Raw genomic sequence first — 19,721 nt, forward strand, 5'->3', positions numbered from 1 at the left:
GAACGTGCCCGACGACGCATCCGCAGCACGAGCACGACAGCGCACGGGAACCGGGATCGGCCTGCTGCTGGTCCTGGTTCTCGGGGCCGCGCTGCTCATCGCCCTGCCGGACGACGACGCGGACCCCGACGGCGGTGCCTGCCGGGCGCGCACGGTCGGCTCCTGGCAGGCGGACGAGCGCCTCACCGCCGAGTTCGCCCGCTACGGCGACGACGCGTCCCGCGACGACGACTGGACCGGCGGCGACGGCACCCACTCGGTCCGGCTGCCGGACGGCCGTGTGCTGTGGCTGTTCTCGGACACCTATCTGGGCCGGGTGTACGGCCCGCCCAACCCGCACGGCGAGTCCTACGCCTGGCGGGACACCACCGCCCCACTGGTGCGCAACTCGGCCGTGCTGATGCGCGACGGGCGGCTCCACTCCACGCTGCCCGCCCCGCTCTTCGCCGACCCGGCGCCGAACCAGTGGCGCTGGCCGGTCGCCGCCCGCGTCGAACCCCGCTCCCCCGGCTCCGCCGAGAAGGTCGTCCGCGTGCTGCTGTGGGTGCGCACCGCCGGGCCCTCCCCGTGGATCTACGGCGTGCCCACCGCGACCGAGGTCGCCACCCTGTCCCTGCCCGAGCTGCGCCTGGAGTCGATCGTCAAGGTGCTCGACCAGCAGCTCGTCCCCGACCCGTCCCGGCGCGTGCTGTTCGGCACCACCCTGGTCGAGGAGGACGGCTGGACGTACGTCTACGGCGGCGACGACGGCCAGGCCGCCTCCCGCCCGGCCTCGCACGCCTACGTGGCGCGGGTGCCGGAGGGCCGGCTCGCCGATCCGGCGGCCTGGCGGTACTGGAGCGGCTCGGCGTGGGTGCCCGGCGCCCGGCCCCGGCCGGTGCTCGGGGACGGGCAGCGCAGGGGGGTGGGCAGCGCGTTCTCGGTCGTCCGGGACGATGGGACGTACGTGCTGTTCACGATGGCCACGGGCACGAAGGGCCTGACCACCGTGGCGTCCTACTGGGCCTGCTCGCCGGAAGGGCCGTGGCACGGTCCGGCGAAGGAGTTCAGCCCGTCGCTGCCGCAGGGCCAGGTGGCCGCCTACAACCCGCAGACGCATCCGGTGCTGAGCGGCGACGGGCGTCTGGTGCTGAGCTACGACGTCAACTGGCTGGAGACGACGGGCGCCGCCGCCCAGCTCAGCCGGAACGTGTCCCTGTACCGACCGCGGTTCGTGACGCTGCGGCTGGCTCCCGCGGGGTGACGTCGGCCACCGGGTCCTGCGCACGCCGCTTGGCGATCACCGCGCACACGATCAGCTGCATCTGGTGGAAGAGCATCAGCGGCAGCACGGCGAGGGCCGCCTGCGGGCCGAACAGCACGCTGGCCATGGGCAGTCCGGAGGCGAGGGACTTCTTCGAGCCCGCGAACTGCAGGGCGATCCGGTCCTCCCGCCCGAAGCGCAGCGCCTTGCCGCCGTACCAGGTCAGCAGGAGCATCACGGCGAGGATGACCGCCTCGACGGCGAACAGCCCGCCGAGCCGCGCGGGACTGACCTGGTGCCAGATGCCCTGGACCATGCCCTCGCTGAACGCCGTGTAGACGACCAGGAGGATCGAGCCGCGGTCCACGAGGCCGAGGACCTTCTTGTGGCGGGTGACGAAGCCGCCGATCCAGCGGCGCAGCAGCTGTCCGGCGAGGAACGGCACGAGCAGTTGCAGCACGATCTCCAGCAGGGAGTCGGCCGAGAACCCGCCGCTGCTGCCGAGCAGGGAGGCCGCGAGCAGGGGGGTGGCGATGATGCCGACGAGGGAGGAGAAGGATCCCGCGCAGATCGCCGCGGGCACGTTGCCGCGGGCCATCGAGGTGAAGGCGATCGACGACTGCACGGTCGACGGGACGAGCGTGAGGAAGAGCAGGCCCTGGTAGAGGGGGTGGGTCAGGATCACCGGCACGAGTCCGCGTGCCGCGAGGCCGAGCAGCGGGAAGATCACGAAGGTGCAGGCGAGGACCGTGACGTGGAGCCGCCAGTGGCGCAGGCCGTCCAGTGCCTCCCGGGTGGACAGCCGGGCCCCGTAGAGGAAGAACAGGAAGGCGATCGCGGCCGTGGAGGCGCCGGAGGAGACATCCGCTGCCGTTCCGCGTGCCGGGATCAGCGCGGCGATTCCGACTGTCCCGAGGAGGAGCAGGATGTAGGGGTCGATCGGCAGCCGGCTCGGCCAGCGCAGGCGTTTCACGGTGCTCCACTTGCTTGGTGCTTCGGTCGGTCGCGGGGCCGGGACGGCCCCCTTCCATCCTGCTCCCCCGTCCGGCGATCGGGAATCCCGTACACCGCTCTCACTGCTATCACGTATCGCGATAGCTTTGGTTCATGTACGACCCCTCCCATCTGCGCACGTTCCTGTCGGTGGCGCAGACGCTGAGCTTCACGCAGGCCGCGCGGCGGCTCGGGCTGCGGCAGTCGACGGTCAGCCAGCACGTGCGGCGGCTGGAGGACGCGACCGGGCGGACGCTGTTCAGCCGGGACACGCACTCGGTGGAGCTGACCGAGGACGGCGAGGCCATGCTCGGGTTCGCGCGACGGATCCTGGAGGTGCACGAGCAGGCGGCGGCGTTCTTCACGGGCACCCGGCTGCGCGGCCGACTGCGCTTCGGCGCCTCGGAGGACTTCGTGCTGACGCGGCTGCCGGAGATCCTGGAGGGCTTCCGGCGCGAGCACCCGGAGGTCGACCTGGAGCTGACGGTCGAGCTGTCGGGCACGCTGCACGAGATGCTGGCCGCCGGGAAGCTGGACCTCGTGCTGGCCAAGCGGCGGCCCGAGGACCCGCGCGGCGAGCTGGTCCGGCACGACCGGCTGGTGTGGATCGGCGCCGAGCGCCTCCGCCTCGACCCCGACCGCCCGGTGCCGCTCATCGTCTACCCGCCGCCGGGCATCACCCGCGCGCTCGCCCTGGAGGCGCTGGAGCGGCAGGGCCGCGAGTGGCGCGTGGTGTGCACGAGCGGCAGCCTGAACGGGCTCGTCGCGGCGGCCCGGGCGGGCCTGGGCGTGATGGCCCACTCCCGCGGCCTCATCCCGCCGGGCCTGGTCCGGGTCCCGGACCGGGCGGGGCTGCCGGAGCTGGGGCAGGTCGACTTCGTCGTGGTGCACGGCCGGCGCCGCCCCTCCGCCCAAGGCGCCGCGGACGCCCTGGCCGCTGCGCTCCTGGCGGGCGGGGACCGGCTGCACCGCAGCGGGCGCAAGGGCCTGTGACGAACCGGAGTGACGGAATCCGCAGCCGCCGCGCTGAGAGAAGTGGCACCCGCTCGGGCGCGTGACGTGCGACTCCTGGAGTCGTACAGATTCGGTGGAGATTACGGCACCGAAACTTACGCAACCGTCAGGATTCTGTCCGACCCTTCCCCATGTGAGCGTATTTTCCCTCGTTGACCAGCGCGGACGAGAGCGCTGCCCACTTCCGACCCCCCTCCCGCGCAGTGGTTGCTTGGGGTAGCTTTCACGGCGCTGTGCGGAGCGTCACTCAACCAAAGCGCTGAGGAGCGGGGAGCGGGGTTTGCGCGAGTTCACCAACCCTCCGTTGGCGTTGGCACCTCCGGTGGGCGGTCTGGCCGACGTGGTATTCCAGCATGCCCAGGAGGACCCGCTGCGCATCGCGCTGGGCCGCAAGGACGACTCCGGCCAGTGGCGGGACGTCACCAGCGCCGAGTTCCGCGACGAGGTGCTCGCCCTGGCCAAGGGCCTGCTGGCGAGCGGCATCCGGTTCGGCGACCGGGTCGCGATCATGTCCCGCACGCGCTACGAGTGGACGCTGTTCGACTACGCCCTGTGGACCATCGGCGCCCAGGTGGTGCCGGTCTACCCGACCTCCTCGGCCGAGCAGTGCTTCTGGATGCTGTACGACGCCGAGGTGACGGCCGCGGTCGTGGAGCACGAGGACCACGCGATGACGATCGCCACCGTCATCGACCGGCTGCCGCAGCTGCGCCGCCTGTGGCAGCTGGACTCCGGCGCCGTGCACGAGCTGTACGACGCGGGCGCCCACCTGGGCGACGAGGTGGTGCACCGCCACCGGCAGGCCGTCACGCCCGACTCCGTCGCCACGATCATCTACACCTCGGGCACCACCGGCCGGCCCAAGGGCTGCGTCATCACGCACGGCAACTTCATGTTCGAGGCGGACACCGTCATCGAGCGCTGGGAGCCGGTGTTCCACTCCAAGCGGGGCGACGAGGCGGCGACCCTGCTGTTCCTGCCGCTCGCCCACGTCTTCGGGCGGATGGTGCAGGTCGCCGGGATCCGCGGCAAGGTGAAGTTCGGCCACCAGCCGCAGCTGAACGCGGCGGCCCTGCTGCCGGACCTGGCGGCGTTCAAACCGACGTTCTTCCTGGCCGTGCCGTACATCTTCGAGAAGGTGTTCAACGCGGCCCGCCGCAAGGCCGAGAAGGAGGGCCGCTCCGGCCCCTTCGAGAAGGCCGTCGACATCGCCATCAGGTACGCGGACGCGATGGAGGCGAAGGCCTGGGGCGTCGGCCCCGGCCCGTCCGCCGGGCTGCGCATGCAGCACCAGCTGTTCGACAAGCTCGTCTACTCCAAGATCCGCGCCGCGATGGGCGGCCGCATCAAACACGCCATGTCCGGCGGCTCGGCGATGGACCGGCGGCTGGGGCTGTTCTTCGCCGGGGCGGGCGTGCACATCTACGAGGGCTACGGCCTGACCGAGTGCACCGCCGCCGCCACCGCCAACCCGCCCGGACGCACCCGTTTCGGCACGGTGGGGCAGCCCATCCCGGGCATGACGGTGCACATCGCGGACGACGGCGAGATCTGGCTGCACGGCGACAACGTCTTCCAGGGCTACCTCAACAACCCCAAGGCCACGGACGAGACCCTGCACGACGGCTGGCTCGCCACCGGCGACCTCGGCTCGCTCGACGAGGACGGCTACCTCACCATCACGGGCCGCAAAAAGGAGATCCTGGTCACATCGGGCGGCAAGAGTGTTTCGCCCGGTGTGCTGGAGGAACGCGTCCGGGACCACCCGCTGGTCAACCAGTGCATCGTCGTCGGCAACGACCGCCCGTACATCGCCGCGCTGGTGACGCTCGACCAGGAGGCCGTGGAGCACTGGCTGACGATGCGCAACAAGCCGCCGATGTCCCCGGCGCAACTGGTGCGCGACGCGGATCTGGAGACGGAGGTGCGCCGCGCGGTGGTCGCCGCCAACACCCTCGTCTCCCAGGCCGAGTCGATCCGCACCTTCCGCATCCTGGCCCAGCCGTTCACGGAGGAGCACGGGCTGCTGACCCCGTCGCTGAAGCTGAAGCGGAAGGCGATCGAAAAGGCGTACGAGAACGAGGTCGAGGCGCTGTACCGGGCGTGACATCCGCCCCGCGGGGCAGGTGTCGCTTCTGAATTCTCCCGTCCGGAATGCATCACGACTCGTGATCGTTGACGATGGGAGGACACCCTGACCACAAACCGAAGGATCGAGAGCTCGTGAGCAAGGTCCCCCCGATCATCCTGAACAACGGCGTCGAGATGCCCCAGCTGGGCTTCGGTGTCTGGCAGGTGCCGGACGACGAGGCGGAGTCGGCGGTCGCGACGGCGCTGGAGGCCGGGTACCGCAGCATCGACACCGCGGCGATCTACGGCAACGAGGAGGGCACCGGAAAGGCCATCGCCGCCTCCGGCCTCCCGCGCGAGGAGCTCTTCGTCACCACGAAGCTGTGGAACGCCGACCAGGGGTACGACTCCACGCTGCGCGCCTTCGACACATCGCTGGAGAAGCTCGGCCTGGACTTCGTCGACCTGTACCTGATCCACTGGCCGATGCCCGACAAGGGCACCTACGTGGACACGTACAAGGCGTTCGAGAAGCTGCACGCCGACGGCCGGATCCGGGCCATCGGTGTCTCCAACTTCCTGCCCGAGCACCTGGAGAAGCTGATCGGCGAGACGTCGGTCATCCCGGCGGTGAACCAGATCGAGCTGCACCCCCACCTCCAGCAGCACGCCGCCCGCGAGTACCACGCGGAGCAGGGCATCGCCACGGAGGCCTGGTCGCCGCTCGGCCAGGGCAAGGGCCTGCTGGAGGTCCCGGCGATCGTGGCCATCGCCCAGAAGCACAACCGCACGCCCGCGCAGGTCGTGCTGCGCTGGCACATCCAGCTGGGCAACGTGGTGATCCCGAAGTCCGTGACGCCGGCGCGGATCAAGGAGAACATCGAGGTCTTCGACTTCAGCCTGGACACCGAGGACCTGGCGGCGATCAGCGCCCTGAACGAGGACCGGCGCCTGGGCCCGGACCCGGCGACGTTCAACGGCTCCTGAGCCGCACCGGCAGCGCCCCGGTTCCGACGCCCCCTGAGCGGCCGGAACCGGGGCGCTGTCGTGTCCGCCCTCTCAGACCGGCTGTCCCACCGGCCGTACGACCACCGTGTTGACGTCGACCCCGGCCGGCCGGCGCATCGCCCAGACGACCGAGTCGGCGATCTGACCGGGCGTGAGGAGATGGCCGGGCGGGAGGCTGCCGTAGGAGTCCCAGAAGGGGGTCTCCGTGCGGCCGGGCGCGACCAGGGTGACGCCCACGCCCCACTCGGTGACCTGCCGCCGGGTGTTCTCGGCGAGTCCGGTCACCGCCCACTTCGTGGCTCCGTAGAGGTTGCCGGGCCCGTGCACGAACCCGGCGACGCTCCCGACGAGCACGATCCGGCCGCGTGTCTCCTTCAGGGCGTCGATCGACGCCCTGATGAGCAGGGCCGGGCCGAGGACGTTGGTCAGCACCATGTCGGTCCAGCCGGCCGGGTCGCCCTCCGCGACCGTGTCGTGGGTGGCGGAACCGGCGTTGGCGACGACCGTGTCCAGCCGGCCGAAGGCCTTGAGGGTGGCGTCGACCGCCGACCGGACGTCCTCGTACACGGCGGTGTCGCCGGTGATCGTCAACAGCCCGTCGGGCCGCCCCAGTTCCTCGGCGAAGGCGCGCAGCCGCTCCTCCCCCCGCCCCGTGACGGCGACCCGGTACCCGGCCTCCAGCAACCGCCGTGCGACGGCGGCACCGATGCCGCTGCCGCCGCCGGTGATGAGCGCGACCTGGGACTCGGACATGGCTTCCCCCTATGTGTGCGGTCGGAACTGCGATGCCGGGGAGTCCATCAGTTGAAGCGCTCTCGAAGTCAAGGCCCCGGGGTCAGACCGGCCGGACCGCCGTGTGCACGGTGTGGGCCTCCAGGACGAACACGTCCGGACGGCGGTGCAGGCTCGCCGCGTCGTCGGGGTCGAGGAGTCGGTCCAGGGTCGCCAGATCCTCGGCGTCGAGGCCGTCCGTGATCCTCTCCCGCAGGTGCGACAGGGAGGCGATCACATAGGCGCGCGCCCGCTCCGAGGCGGGTGCGGGCAGGTCCAGGAGGAACGTGTGCGTCCTGGTGTGCTTCAGGCCCGCGGCGGCCAGCAGGGCCGGCCAGTCCTCCGTCACGGCGACATGGCCCGGCAGGCCGGTGCGCATCTGCGTGAACCACTCCGCCTCCACCGCGTCGATGCGCGCCTGGAGGCCGGGCCGGCCGATGCCGATGTCACGCGGCAGGAACCGCGGGGGCAGTCCGCCCTCCATCAGGGCCAGGGTGCCGCCGGGCGCGAGCCGTGCCGCGAAGGCGGCGAGCGCGGCCCGCTGGTCGCCGAGGTGGTGCAGGCTGCGGCTGGCCCAGAGCAGGTCTGCGGGGTAGTCCAATTCGTCGAGTACGTCCGGGAGTTCACCGGTGATCGTGCTGAAGCGGTCGGCCACCCCCTGCCGCTCGGCGCGCGCTCTGGCCCGTTCCAGCAGCGGCTCGGACCCGTCCACCGCCACGATCCGCGCACCGGGGAACGTCTCGGCGAACAGGCACGACACGACGCCCGGTCCGCTGCCCGCGTCGACGATCAGTCCCGGCTCGGTCACCTCCTGCGCCAGCCAGCCCAGGGCCCGCTCGTACAGGGACGAGAACAGTTCCGCCGAGGATTCCAGCATCGGGCCCATCTCGGCCCAGTCGATGTCCGTGTGGTCGTGGTGGTGGCCCTGCCCCTGCCTCTGACCGTGTCCGTGGTCGTGCCCGTGGGCTTCGTGGTCGTGGTTCTGCTCGTGGTGGTCGTGCGCCATGGTGGTCAGCCTCTCGCTCGGATGCCGTCAGCCTGCGCCGACGCACCGCGAGAAGGCCACCGCTGTTGCCGCTCCCGCAAAAAGAGCGCACCGATCCGCCGGGGCCGAGGCCCCGGCGGACCCGTGGGGACGGGACGTCAGCCGGTCACGACAGCGGCGGGTACGCGTTCTGCATCAGCTGTCGGAACTGGGCGGAGAACCATTGCCCGGAGATCGGCGCGTCCGGCAGCGCACCGGACATGTTGTAGTTGTTGCGCGGGTTGCCCGTGTAGGTGGGGTCGCACATGCGGTCGAAGCCCTTGCCCTCGTTGTTCGGGATCTCCTTGCTCGCCCCGTCGGACTCGCCCGGCGGCTTCATCCACACGTAGGCGTCGATCCCGGGCGCCGGGTTGGCCCGCGGGCGCTCGCCGAGGCCGGCTCCGGCCTGGTTGCACCAGTTGCCGGGGTGGATGCGGCGGTCGTAACGGCCGCCGTCGACGTAGGTGTCGACGGAGGTCTGCGCGCCGGGCCCGGTGGGCCGGGCGGCGCCGCCCCAGCCGTTGCGGGAGGTGTCGATCAGCATGCCGATGCCGGACGGGAAGCCGATCGACACGAGCTGGTTGCGCATGGCCTGGGCGAAGGACAGTTCGTCGACGTAGCGGTTCCAGTCGACCCACTTCGACTCGCGGACGGACTTGCCGGCCACGTTGTCGGTGATGGAGAAGTTGTTCTCCTTCAGGGCGCTGTAGTTCGCCGTGTTGGTGATGAAGCCGTGGACGTCGTTGACGGTCGCGCCCTCGGCGGTGGCCGCCTCCTTGAACACGGTCGCGGAGGCACCGAAGTTGTCGTCCCAGCCGATCCAGCCGTGGTGGCCGGCGTCGACGTAGTTGTAGACGTTCGGCACGTCGCCGAGCTTGTTCAGCGCGTAGCCGACGCCCTTGACGTAGTTGCCGTTGGCCTTCATCACGTCGCACTGCGGGACGGCCGTCGGGCGGCTTCCGGTGTTGGTGACGAGGTTCGGCAGGGAGTCGATCTCGACCGTGGTGACAATCCGCAGCGAGGCGTACTTCGGGTCGGCGAGGATGGCCTTGATCGGGTCGATGTACTCGGTCTTGTAGCGGCCGATCTCGTCGGCCTTCAGCTCGCCGTTGGAGGCGAGGGCGGAGCAGTCCCGGCCGGGCAGGTTGTAGATGACGAGCTGGACGACGAGTTCGCCGGAGCCCTTCTGGCGCAGCGCCTCGTCGAGGTGGGCGCGCAGGCCCATCTTGCCGCCGGCCCCGTTGATCGCCGCCGTGCGGTCCAGCCAGACACCGGTCGGCTGGTTGGCGACGCGGCTGCCGCCGGGCTCGGCGGCGGCGTTCGCGGACCACTCCGGGTTCACGTAGACCTTGGCGCCGCTGTAGGGGTTGTCGACCCGGTTGGCGGGGCCGCCGGGGCCCGGCGGATCCGTCGGGCCGGTGCTGCCGTCGTCGACGTTGCAGGTCACGCCGTCGAGGGTGAAGGTGGCCGGGATCGCGTTGCTGCCGCTGTAGCTGCCCTGGAAGCCGAAGCTGACCGAAGCGCCGGTGGCGAGCTGGGCGTTGTAGTTCTCGTTGGCCGCGGTGACGTCGGTGCCGCTCTGGCTGATCCTGGCGTTCCAGCCGCTGGTGACCTTCTGGTTGCCGGCGTAGGACCACTTCAGCGACCAGGAGGACTTGGCGGCGCTGTTGTTGGTGAGGGTCACGGCGGCGGTGAAGCCGGTGCTCCACTGGTTCTGGATCTTGTAGTCGACGGTGCAGGGGACGGCGGCCGTGCCCGCGCCGCCCGGGTCGGCGGCGAACGCCGTGCCGGTGGCGCCGGCGACCAGGGCCATGGCGGCCAGTAACGCTGTTCTCGTACGGCTCATGAGTGCGGGTTTCCCTTTCGGTGGTGGGGGTGTCAGCCGTTCAGGGCGCGCTCCGACAAGGACATGAGGAACCCGGCACCGGCACTCGCGCAGCCGGGGACGACCGCGAGGGCGGCGGCTCAAAGTACTGAACGCGAGGGGTGTCGCATGAGCGACTCCTGGCAGGCCGGGCCCGTCGTGACGGACGCGCCGACTGATGGAATCGCTCCCACTGGTGTCAAGGAAGGTAGCGCCAAGTGTCGGCAAAGAACAGGGGAGTCACTGACTTTCGCTCACCACACGGCGTCGAATCTTTTCGACTCTTCAAGGACCTTGACCGATACCACACCCGTCCTCACTATGGGAGCGCTCCCACTGGTTCAAGCCTTGACTTCTCCGAGCCGCAAGGAGGAACCAGCACCATGCATCCCCCACCCCGGAGACGCGGAGCCGTGCGGCGCCTGTGGACCGCCGCGCTCGCAGCTCTCGCGCTTCCGTTGACGATGCTCTCCTCAGGGACCACTCCCGCGCAGGCGGCGGCACTCCAGTGCAGTGTCGACTACAAGACGAACGACTGGGGTTCAGGTTTCACGGTGGACCTGACCCTCACCAACCGCGGCACGGACGTCATCGACGGCTGGACGCTGACCTACGCCTACTCCGGCAACCAGAGGCTGGGCAACGGCTGGAACGGCACCTGGTCGCAGTCCGGCCAGAACATCACCGTGAAGAACGCCGCGCACAACGCCCGGGTCGCCGCGGGCGCCGCCGTCTCCACCGGCGCCCAGTTCTCCTACAGCGGCAGCAACGCCGCGCCGACGTCCTTCGCGGTCAACGGCACTCCCTGCACCGGCGCGCACCAGCCGCCGATCGCCGTGCTGACCAGCCCGGCCGCCGGCGCCGTCTACACCCAGGGCGAGGCGGTCCCGCTGGCGGCCACCGCGGCCGCCGCGGACAACGCCACGATCAGCAAGGTCGAGTTCTACGACGACACCACGCTGCTCGGCACGGACACCAGCGCGCCCTACGCGCTCTCGGTCTCCAACTTGACCGTGGGCAGCCATTCCCTGGTGGCGAAGGCGTACGACAGCATGGGCGCCTCCGCGAACTCCACCCCGGTCGGCATCACGGTCTCCTCCGGCCCCACCGTCGTGGCCTCGCCGCTTCAACTGGGCGTACAGTCGGGCAAGTCGGGCACCTACGAGGTGAAGCTGTCGAAGCAGCCCGCGTCCAACGTGACGGTGACGTCGGCCCGCGCGAGCGGCAACGCCAACCTGTCGGTCACGGCGGGCGCCTCGCTCACCTTCACCCCGCAGAACTGGAACACCGCGCAGAAGGTGACCGTCACCGCCGCCTCCACCGGCACCGGTTCGGCCGTCTTCGAGTCGACGGCCGCGGGTCACTCCAAGGCCGCGGTCACCGTGACGCAGCTGGCGGCGGCCAAGGCGTACGACGCCCGCTTCCTGGAGCTCTACGGGAAGATCACCAACCCGGCGAACGGCTACTTCTCCCCCGAGGGCATCCCGTACCACTCGGTCGAGACGCTGATCGTCGAGGCGCCGGACCACGGCCACGAGACCACGTCGGAGGCGTACAGCTACCTCCTGTGGCTCCAGGCCATGTACGGCAAGGTGACGGGCGACTGGTCGAAGTTCAACGGCGCGTGGGAACTCATGGAGAAGTACATGATCCCCACCAAGGCCGACCAGCCGACCAACTCCTTCTACAACCCGTCCAAGCCGGCGACCTACGCGCCCGAGCTGGACACGCCGAACGAGTACCCGGCCAAGCTCGACTCCGGAGTCTCGGTCGGCCAGGACCCGATCGCGGCCGAGCTGAAGAGCGCGTACGGCACGGACGACGTCTACGGCATGCACTGGCTCCAGGACGTCGACAACGTGTACGGCTACGGCAACGCGCCCGGCAAGTGCGAGGCGGGCCCGACCGACACCGGCCCGTCGTACATCAACACCTTCCAGCGCGGCGCGCAGGAGTCGGTGTGGGAGACGGTGCCGCAGCCGACCTGTGACGCCTTCAAGTACGGCGGCAAGAACGGCTACCTGGACCTGTTCACCGGTGACGCCTCCTACGCCAAGCAGTGGAAGTTCACCAACGCGCCGGACGCCGACGCGCGGGCGGTGCAGGCGGCCTACTGGGCGGACCTGTGGGCGAAGGAGCAGGGCAAGGGCGGGCAGGTCTCCGCGACGGTCGCCAAGGCGGCCAAGATGGGCGACTACCTGCGCTACTCGATGTTCGACAAGTACTTCAAGAAGGTCGGCAACTGCGTCGGTCCCTCGACCTGCCCGGCGGGCACCGGCAAGGACGCCTCGTTCTACCTGATGTCCTGGTACTACGCCTGGGGCGGCGCCACCGACACCAACGCCGGCTGGGCCTGGCGCATCGGCTCCAGCCACGCCCACGGCGGCTACCAGAACCCGCTGGCCGCGTACGCGCTGGCCAACTACGCCCCGCTGAAGCCGAAGTCGGCGACGGGCGCGGCGGACTGGGCCAAGTCGATGGACCGGCAGCTGGAGTTCTACCGCTGGCTGCAGTCGAACGAGGGTGCCATCGCGGGCGGCGCGACCAACAGCTGGGCGGGCCGGTACGCGACCCCGCCTTCGGGCAAGTCGACGTTCTACGGTATGTACTACGACGAGAAGCCCGTGTACCACGACCCGCCGTCCAACCAGTGGTTCGGCTTCCAGGCGTGGTCCATGGAGCGGGTCGCCGAGCTGTACCAGCAGACAGGGAACGCGCAGGCCAAGGCGGTCCTGGACAAGTGGGTCGACTGGGCGCTGTCCAAGACCACGTTCAACCCGGACGGCACGTTCCGCATCCCGTCGACGCTGCAGTGGTCGGGCCAGCCCGACACCTGGAACGCGTCGAACCCCGGCTCCAACAGCGGGCTGCACGTCACCGTCGCCGACTACACCAACGATGTCGGTGTGGCGGCCGCGTACGCCAAGACACTGACGTACTACGCGGACCGCTCCGGTGACACGGAGGCCGCGGCGGCGGCGAAGAAGCTGCTGGACGGGATGTGGGCGAACCACCAGACCGATCTCGGCATCGCCGTTCCGGAGAACCGGGCCGACTACAACCGGTTCGACGACCCGGTGTACATCCCGAATGGGTGGACGGGCACGATGCCGAACGGCGACGCGATCAACTCGTTGTCGACGTTCGACTCGATCCGGTCCTTCTACGAGGACGATCCCGCGTGGTCGAAGATCGAGAGTTATCTCGCGGGTGGGGCCGTCCCGTCGTTCACGTACCACCGGTTCTGGGCCCAGGCGGACATCGCACTGGCCATGGGCTCGTACGCGGAGCTTCTCGAATAGCCCCCGCCGGGCGCTCCACGGGGGGCGCGGGATTTCGGCTGCGGGTCCGTTGTGGCTGGTCGCGCACACGCGGCGGAGCCGCACATCGATGCAGCCCCGCGCCCCTGAAAGCAAGAGGTGCGTCCGAAGCTCGGCGTACATGGCCCCGCACCTGACGCGGGGCCACGGCCGGGCGGCTCCACCCGCACTGGGGCCGCCCGGCTCTCGCACGTTCCCCCTCCCACGGAAGGAACCCCACCGTGCGAAGAACCCGTGTCCTCACGGCCGTGCTCGCGCTCGCGGCCGGGCTGCTGTCGGGCGCCCCCGGCGCCCTGGCCGCCGACCCGCCGGCGCCGAAGCTCGCCGCCGACACCTACACCTGGAAGAACGCCCGGATCGACGGGGGCGGCTTCGTCCCCGGGATCGTCTTCAACCGCTCCGAGAAGAACCTGGCCTACGCCCGCACCGACATCGGCGGCGCCTACCGCTGGCAGGAGGCGTCGAAGACCTGGACGCCGCTGCTGGACTCGGTCGGCTGGGACGACTGGGGGCACACGGGCGTCGTCAGCATCGCGTCCGACTCCGTCGATCCGAACCGGGTGTACGCGGCGGTCGGGACGTACACCAACAGCTGGGATCCGAAGAACGGTGCGATCATGCGCTCCTCGAACCGGGGCGCGAGCTGGCAGAAGACGAACCTGCCGTTCAAGCTGGGCGGCAACATGCCGGGGCGGGGCATGGGCGAGCGGCTGGCCGTCGACCCGCACCGCAACAGCGTGCTGTACCTGGGCGCGCCCAGCGGCAAGGGGCTGTGGCGGTCGACGGACTCGGGGGTCACCTGGTCGCAGGTGGCGAACTTCCCGAACGTGGGCAACTACGTGCAGGACCCGAGCGACACGTCCGGCTACGCCTCCGACAACCAGGGCATCGTCTGGGTCACCTTCGACGAGTCCACGGGCACGGCCGGGAACGCCACGAAGACGATCTACGTCGGGGTCGCCGACAAGGACAACGCGGTGTACCGGTCGACGGACGCGGGCGCGACCTGGCAGCGGCTGGCCGGACAGCCGACCGGACACCTCGCCCACAAGGGCGTCCTTGACGCGAAGAACGGCTACCTGTACCTGGCGTACAGCGACAAGGGCGGCCCGTACGACGGCGGCAAGGGCCAGCTGTGGCGGTACGCGACCGGCACGGGCACGTGGACGAACATCAGCCCCGTGGCGGAGGCGGACACGTTCTACGGCTTCAGCGGGCTGACCGTGGACCGGCAGAAGCCGGGCACGATCATGGCGACCGCGTACAGCGCCTGGTGGCCGGACACGCAGATCTTCCGCTCCACGGACAGCGGCGCCACCTGGACCAAGGCGTGGGACTACACGTCGTACCCCGACCGCGAGAACCGCTACACGATGGACGTCTCGTCGTCGCCGTGGCTGACCTGGGGCGCGAACCCGCAACCGCCCGAGCAGACGCCGAAGCTCGGGTGGATGACCGAGGCGCTGGAGATCGACCCGTTCAACTCCGACCGCATGATGTACGGGACGGGCGCGACGATCTACGGCACGGAGAACCTCGGGAACTGGGACAGCGGCGGCAAGTTCACCGTCAAGCCGATGGTCCAGGGCCTGGAGGAGACGGCGGTCAACGACCTCGCCTCTCCCCCGTCGGGCGCTCCGCTGCTGAGCGCGCTGGGGGACGTCGGCGGCTTCCGGCACACGGATCTGACGAAGGTCCCGTCGATGATGTTCACGCAGCCGAACTTCACGACGACCACGAGCCTGGACTTCGCCGAGTCGAACCCGAACACGGTCGTCCGGGTGGGCAACCTGGACTCGGGTCCGCACATCGCGTTCTCCACGGACAACGGCGCCAACTGGTTCGCGGGCACCGACCCCTCGGGCGTCAGCGGCGGCGGCACGGTCGCGGCGGCCGCGGACGGCAGCCGGTTCGTGTGGAGCCCCGAGGGCGCCGGCGTGCACCACACGGCGGGCTTCGGCACCTCGTGGCAGGCGTCCGCGGGGATCCCCGCCGGAGCGGTCGTCGAGTCGGACCGCGTCGATCCGAAGACGTTCTACGGCTTCAAGTCCGGGAAGTTCTACGTCAGCACGGACGGCGGGGCCACGTTCAAGGAGTCCCCGGCCACCGGCCTGCCGGGCGGCGACAGCGTCCGCTTCAAGGCCCTGCCCGGCGGGAAGGGCGACATCTGGCTCGCGGGCGGTGCCCCGGACGGCGCGTACGGCCTGTGGCACTCCACGGACGGCGGCACGAGCTTCACGAAGCTCTCGAACGTCGAGCAGGCCGACACCGTCGGCTTCGGCAAGGCGGCGCCCGGCTCCTCCTACCAGACGCTCTACACCAGCGCCAAGATCGGCGGCGTGCGCGGCATCTTCCGCTCCACGGACAAGGGCGCGAGCTGGACCCGCGTCAACGACGACGCCCACCAGTGGGGCTGGACGGGCGCCGCGATCACCGGTGACCCGCGGGTCTACGGCCGTGTCTACGTCTCGACGAACGGCCGTGGCGTGATCTACGGCGACAGCTCCGACGGCGGCACCACGGGCCCCGGGCCCGGCCCCGACCCGGTCGGCGCCTGCAAGGTGACGTACAAGGTCACCGGCCAGTGGTCGGGCGGCTTCCAGGCGGACGTCCAGCTCACCAACACGGGTACCGGCCCCTGGAACGGCTGGTCCCTGAACTGGGCCTTCGCCGACGGCCAGAAGCTCACCCAGGCGTGGAACGCCGAGGCGACGCAGTCGGGAGCGACGGTGACGGCGAAGAACGTCGGATGGAACGGCACGGTGGCGGCGGGTGCGTCGGTGAGCTTCGGCTTCACGGCGAACGCGTCGGGGACGAACACGAAACCGACCGCGTTCAAGCTGGGTGACCGGACCTGTGGCTGACGCGGGGTGGGTGCGCCGTCCTGGAAGGCGGCGCACCCACCGGTGTCACGGGGTGTAGACGGTCGGCCGCGGAGCGGCGGCCATGCCGTTGCCGAGGAAGAAGCTCGGGTGCGGGGGCTGGTTGTAGGCGGTGTTCTGCCAGGCCAGGGCCGTGCGGTACTGGGTGTCGTGGAGCAGCGTGGTGATCTTCGAGGTCGTCTCGTGCGGGGTGGAGTAGATCCGCAGGGCCGTGTTGTTGCTGGTGCGCCAGACGACCTCCTCGCGCCAGTCTCCGAGGATGTCGCCGGAGAGGACCGGGGTGGCTTTGGTGCCGTTGTTGGAGGAGACGCCGGAGCCGGTCAGCAGGCGGGTGTCGCCGGAGGTGCCGTACTTGTCGACGCGGGTGCCGTCGAGGAGTTCGCGGACCGGGTCGCCGTCCCACCAGGACAGGAAGTTGATGCTGGACGGCTCGCGGCCCAGGGAGGCGCCGGTGGCCGAGCGGAGGGTGGTGTCGGCGGCGGACCAGGCCTCGGCGCCGGGGCTGCCGGCGTGGATGTCGGCGGCGACGCCACGGCCGTTGTCGGAGCCCGACGCCGTCTGCCAGAGGATCTGGCCGGTGCGGGCGTCGGCCATCCACGAGCCGGGCTTGCTTGAGTCCTCGGAGACCTTGAAGTACTCCAGGCCCGCGTGGGAGGGGTTGAGGTCGCCGACGTGGCCGGCGTCGCCGTGGCCGAGCCGGGTGGTCCACAGGCCGCTGCCGTTGTCGTCGACGGTCATGGCGCCGTAGACGATCTCGTCCTTGCCGTCGTTGTCGACGTCGGCGACGGACAGGCTGTGGTTGCCCTGGCCGTCGTAGCCCTTGCCGCTGTTGGTGGAGGAGGTGGTGTCGAAGGTCCAGCGGCGGGTGAAGGAGCCGTTCCGCCAGTCCCAGGCGGCGATCACGGTGCGGGTGTAGTAGCCGCGCGCCATGATCAGGGAGGGGCGGGCGCCGTCGAGGTAGGCGGTTCCCGCGAGGAAGCGGTCGACGCGGTTGCCGTAGGAGTCGCCCCAGGAGGAGACGGTGCCGCGGCCGGGGACGTAGTCGACGCTCTGCATCGCCTTGCCCGTCTGGCCGTTGAACATCGTCAGGAACTCGGGCCCGGAGAGCACATAGCCGCCGGAGTTGCGGTGGTCGGCGCTGGAGCTGCCGATGACCGCGCCGGTGCCGTCCCTGGTGCCGTCGGCGGTCTTCATGGCGACCTCGGCCTTGCCGTCGCCGTCGTAGTCGTACACCTGGAACTGCGTGTAGTGCGCGCCCGAGCGGATGTTGCGGCCCAGGTCGATGCGCCACAGCCGGGTGCCGTCGAGCTTGATGCCGTCGACGATCGTGTTGCCGGTGTAGCCGGACTGGGAGTTGTCCTTGGCGTTGGTGGGCTGCCACTTCAGCACCAGGTCCAGGGCGCCGTCGCCGTCGAGGTCGCCGACGGAGGCGTCGTTGGCCTCGTAGGTGTACGCGACCCCGTCGGGGGTCGTGCCGCCGGCCGGGGGCGAGATCGGGACGTCCTTGTAGCCGGTGCGGAACTGGACCGCGTGCCCCGAGTCGCCCTGTTCCGTGCCGTTCACGACCGCGCGGACCGTGTAGTCGGCGTGGGAGGGGGCGCCGGAGTGGAAGTAGTTCGTGGAGCCCGTGATCGGCGTGGAGTTGACCTTCGTGCCGGCCCGGTACACGTTGAACGACACGTCGTTCGGGTCGGTGCCCAGCCAGCGCCAGCTGACCAGGTTGCCGCTGCCGGTGTGGACGCTGACCACGCCCCGGTCGAGCTTCTCGACCTGCCGTGCGGTGGCCGCCCGCGCGGCGTCCTGCGTGGCGAACGTGGTGAGGCCGGCGCCGGTCAGGGCCGCCGCGGTGACGGCCACGGGGAGGATGAGGCGGCGTCTGCGGTGCCTGTGGGGGTGCTTCACTGACGGACCTCCTGGGGAGATGGGGGGTTCCGTCAGAGGTTGCCGCCGGTGACGCTGGGGTTGCCGTACCTCCGCGCCAGTTCGGCCGCGGTCCGGGCCATCCTCTCGCGCAGTGCGGGTGGTTCGAGCACCTCGATGCCGGAGCCCAGGCGCAGGAACTCGGCGTGGGCGTGGTCGAGGGACTCGATGGCCACGGTGACGGTGGTCCAGCCGTCCTCCCCGGGGCGCCCCTCGGTCGCAGCGGCCGTGCCCGTGAGCGCCACGCCCGGCGCCAGCCGGACCACGGCCCGGCCCGGCCGGAGCCGGTGGTGGAAGTCCCGCTGGTACGCGGCCCAGTACCCGGGCAGGTCGAAGTCGTCCGGGCGGGTGAACTCCTCGCCCGCGTCGTCCAGTCGGAGGATCTGGTCGACGCGGTAGGTGCGCGGGCCGGGGCCCGCGACGACGTACCAGCGGCCCGCCTTGAGGACCAGCCCGTACGGCTCCAGACGGCGCTCCACGTCGGTCGGCTCACGCCAGCGCCGGTACAGGACGTGCAGGGCCCGGCTGTTCCAGACGGCGTCGGCGACGGCCGGGAGGTACGGCGTCTCGTCGGCGTCGGCGTACCAGCCGGGGGCGTCGAGGTGGAAGCGGCCGCTGATCCGGTCGGCGTGGGCGCGTAGCTCCGGCGGCAGGGCGGCCCGGACCTTGAGCTGGGCGGCGGCCAGGACGGAGCCGAGCCCGAGCTGGGCGGCGGCGCCGGGCGCGCCGGCGAGGAAGAGTGCCTCGGCCTCGTCCGCGGTGAGGCCGGTGAGCCGGGTGCGGTAGCCGTCGAGGAGGCGGTAGCCCCCGGCGTGCCCCGCGTCGCCGTACAGCGGGACACCGGCCGCGCCGAGCGCCTCGACGTCCCGGTAGACCGTGCGCACCGACACCTCGAGCTCCTCGGCGAGCTGGGCGGCGGTCATCCGGCCGCGGGTCTGGAGCAGCAGGAGGAGGGAGACGAGCCGGCTGGACTTCACTGACACAGGATGTCAGGGAACGCCCTCTAGCGTCCCGGCATGCCCTTCCGCGAGAAACTGCTGACCGTGCCCCCACCGATCGAGGTGGCCGGACGCCGCGTCAAGCGCTACCACGTCACCGCCGACCCCGCGGGCATCGAGCCCGAGGTCGAGAAGGCGGCCTACGCGATCCTGCCCGAGCTGCTGCCCGAACCGGACGGCACGCCCCCGGCGACCTTCGTCGTCCTGCACCGGGGCGGCGACGACGGCGCCTACCTCAACGCGTACAGCTGGGTGTGGGACAACGTCCTGCACTTCCGGGGCGCGGCGGCGGGCCAGCCGGTACTGGGCTGCCCGGACCGCGACCCGACCCGTTTCATCACTCCCGACCTGCCGTGGATCGGCTGCGTCTGGGAGCTGCCGCCGGTCCTGCACGAGCGGGACGCCTGGGTGCGGCACCTGCTCGCCCCCGAAGTGCCGGATCTGGACGCCTACCTGGCCGATTCCCTGCCCGAAGGAACCACAGGAGACCGCCCTTGAGCAGCGCGCACGACTTCGACTTCTTCCACGGCGACTGGGAGGCCCTCCACCGCCGGCGCACCGACTGAACTGGGCGTCCAGCGTCACCGGCACCCTGTTCCCGCCGGTCTTCGGCC

General features: G+C 70.7%; 13 protein-coding genes. 7 read left to right on the forward strand and 6 right to left on the reverse strand.

Features of this window, described 5'->3' with window-relative positions:
• Positions 1-4: 4 nt before the first annotated feature.
• On the forward strand, positions 5-1,243 hold the full coding sequence (locus ACSUPV_RS06420; RefSeq protein WP_037769564.1) for a DUF4185 domain-containing protein: 1,239 nt from the start codon (positions 5-7) through the stop codon (positions 1,241-1,243).
• Here the strand turns inward: ACSUPV_RS06420 and ACSUPV_RS06425 are convergent.
• The gene (locus ACSUPV_RS06425) at positions 1,179-2,216 is read right to left on the reverse strand and encodes a bile acid:sodium symporter family protein (RefSeq protein ID WP_359792321.1); all 1,038 of its coding nucleotides are present in this window, start codon (positions 2,214-2,216) and stop codon (positions 1,179-1,181) included. The two genes, ACSUPV_RS06420 and ACSUPV_RS06425, sit on opposite strands and share 65 nt — an antisense overlap.
• Before the next feature lie 134 nt (positions 2,217-2,350).
• Here ACSUPV_RS06425 and ACSUPV_RS06430 point away from each other — a divergent pair, with 134 nt between their 5' ends.
• The 3 genes from ACSUPV_RS06430 (at position 2,351) to ACSUPV_RS06440 (ending at position 6,307) form a co-directional block, all read left to right on the forward strand.
• Positions 2,351-3,229 carry a LysR substrate-binding domain-containing protein gene (locus tag ACSUPV_RS06430; protein ID WP_436947096.1) on the forward strand — a complete coding sequence of 293 codons (879 nt, stop codon included), beginning with the start codon at positions 2,351-2,353 and terminating at the stop codon, positions 3,227-3,229.
• 301 nt (positions 3,230-3,530) lie between these two features.
• Positions 3,531-5,357, forward strand: a complete 1,827-nt coding sequence (locus ACSUPV_RS06435; protein WP_037769567.1) for an AMP-dependent synthetase/ligase — start codon at positions 3,531-3,533, stop codon at positions 5,355-5,357.
• Between the two features lie 74 nt (positions 5,358-5,431).
• On the forward strand, positions 5,432-6,307 hold the full coding sequence (locus ACSUPV_RS06440) for an aldo/keto reductase (protein ID WP_051649412.1): 876 nt from the start codon (positions 5,432-5,434) through the stop codon (positions 6,305-6,307).
• A gap of 72 nt (positions 6,308-6,379) precedes the next feature.
• On the opposite strand, the gene ACSUPV_RS06445 is transcribed toward ACSUPV_RS06440, so the two are convergent.
• The 3 genes from ACSUPV_RS06445 to ACSUPV_RS06455 form a co-directional block, all read right to left on the reverse strand.
• Entirely contained in the window at positions 6,380-7,081 is a 702-nt protein-coding gene (locus ACSUPV_RS06445; RefSeq protein ID WP_031120189.1) for an SDR family oxidoreductase, read from the reverse strand.
• An 82-nt stretch (positions 7,082-7,163) separates the two neighbouring features.
• Positions 7,164-8,105, reverse strand: a complete 942-nt coding sequence (locus tag ACSUPV_RS06450) for a class I SAM-dependent methyltransferase (protein WP_031120190.1) — start codon at positions 8,103-8,105, stop codon at positions 7,164-7,166.
• Positions 8,106-8,250: 145 nt separating this feature from the next.
• Positions 8,251-9,969 (reverse strand): glycoside hydrolase family 6 protein, encoded by a 1,719-nt coding sequence (locus ACSUPV_RS06455; RefSeq protein WP_031120191.1) that lies wholly within the window; start codon positions 9,967-9,969, stop codon positions 8,251-8,253.
• A gap of 401 nt (positions 9,970-10,370) precedes the next feature.
• Here ACSUPV_RS06455 and ACSUPV_RS06460 point away from each other — a divergent pair, with 401 nt between their 5' ends.
• On the forward strand, positions 10,371-13,289 hold the full coding sequence (locus tag ACSUPV_RS06460) for a glycoside hydrolase family 48 protein (RefSeq protein WP_436947097.1): 2,919 nt from the start codon (positions 10,371-10,373) through the stop codon (positions 13,287-13,289).
• 239 nt (positions 13,290-13,528) lie between these two features.
• Positions 13,529-16,171 carry a cellulose binding domain-containing protein gene (locus ACSUPV_RS06465; RefSeq protein WP_359792331.1) on the forward strand — a complete coding sequence of 881 codons (2,643 nt, stop codon included), beginning with the start codon at positions 13,529-13,531 and terminating at the stop codon, positions 16,169-16,171.
• 45 nt (positions 16,172-16,216) lie between these two features.
• Here the strand turns inward: ACSUPV_RS06465 and ACSUPV_RS06470 are convergent, their stop codons facing one another.
• The gene (locus ACSUPV_RS06470) at positions 16,217-18,091 is read right to left on the reverse strand and encodes a rhamnogalacturonan lyase (RefSeq protein ID WP_436947098.1); all 1,875 of its coding nucleotides are present in this window, start codon (positions 18,089-18,091) and stop codon (positions 16,217-16,219) included.
• A gap of 32 nt (positions 18,092-18,123) precedes the next feature.
• On the reverse strand, positions 18,124-19,086 hold the full coding sequence (locus tag ACSUPV_RS06475; RefSeq protein WP_436947099.1) for a helix-turn-helix transcriptional regulator: 963 nt from the start codon (positions 19,084-19,086) through the stop codon (positions 18,124-18,126).
• 39 nt (positions 19,087-19,125) lie between these two features.
• Here ACSUPV_RS06475 and ACSUPV_RS06480 point away from each other — a divergent pair, with 39 nt between their 5' ends.
• A complete protein-coding gene (locus tag ACSUPV_RS06480) occupies positions 19,126-19,605 on the forward strand; it encodes a hypothetical protein (RefSeq protein WP_359792338.1) in 480 nt (159 codons plus the stop codon).
• The last annotated feature ends 116 nt before the right edge of the window (positions 19,606-19,721 follow it).

Origin of the sequence: Streptomyces sp. SudanB52_2052 (assembly GCF_964272415.1) — a bacterium.
GTDB lineage: Bacteria > Actinomycetota > Actinomycetes > Streptomycetales > Streptomycetaceae > Streptomyces > Streptomyces olindensis.

Bases quoted from the DNA above. Each gene is read 5' to 3' on its own strand.
- ACSUPV_RS06430 (WP_436947096.1), top strand. From the start codon at position 2,351: ATGTACGACCCCTCCCATCTGCGCACGTTCCTGTCGGTGGCGCAGACG.
- ACSUPV_RS06440 (WP_051649412.1), top strand. From the start codon at position 5,432: ATGGGAGGACACCCTGACCACAAACCGAAGGATCGAGAGCTCGTGAGC.
- ACSUPV_RS06445 (WP_031120189.1), bottom strand. From the start codon at position 7,081: ATGTCCGAGTCCCAGGTCGCGCTCATCACCGGCGGCGGCAGCGGCATC.
- ACSUPV_RS06450 (WP_031120190.1), bottom strand. From the start codon at position 8,105: ATGGCGCACGACCACCACGAGCAGAACCACGACCACGAAGCCCACGGG.
- ACSUPV_RS06455 (WP_031120191.1), bottom strand. From the start codon at position 9,969: ATGAGCCGTACGAGAACAGCGTTACTGGCCGCCATGGCCCTGGTCGCC.
- ACSUPV_RS06460 (WP_436947097.1), top strand. From the start codon at position 10,371: ATGCATCCCCCACCCCGGAGACGCGGAGCCGTGCGGCGCCTGTGGACC.
- ACSUPV_RS06480 (WP_359792338.1), top strand. From the start codon at position 19,126: ATGCCCTTCCGCGAGAAACTGCTGACCGTGCCCCCACCGATCGAGGTG.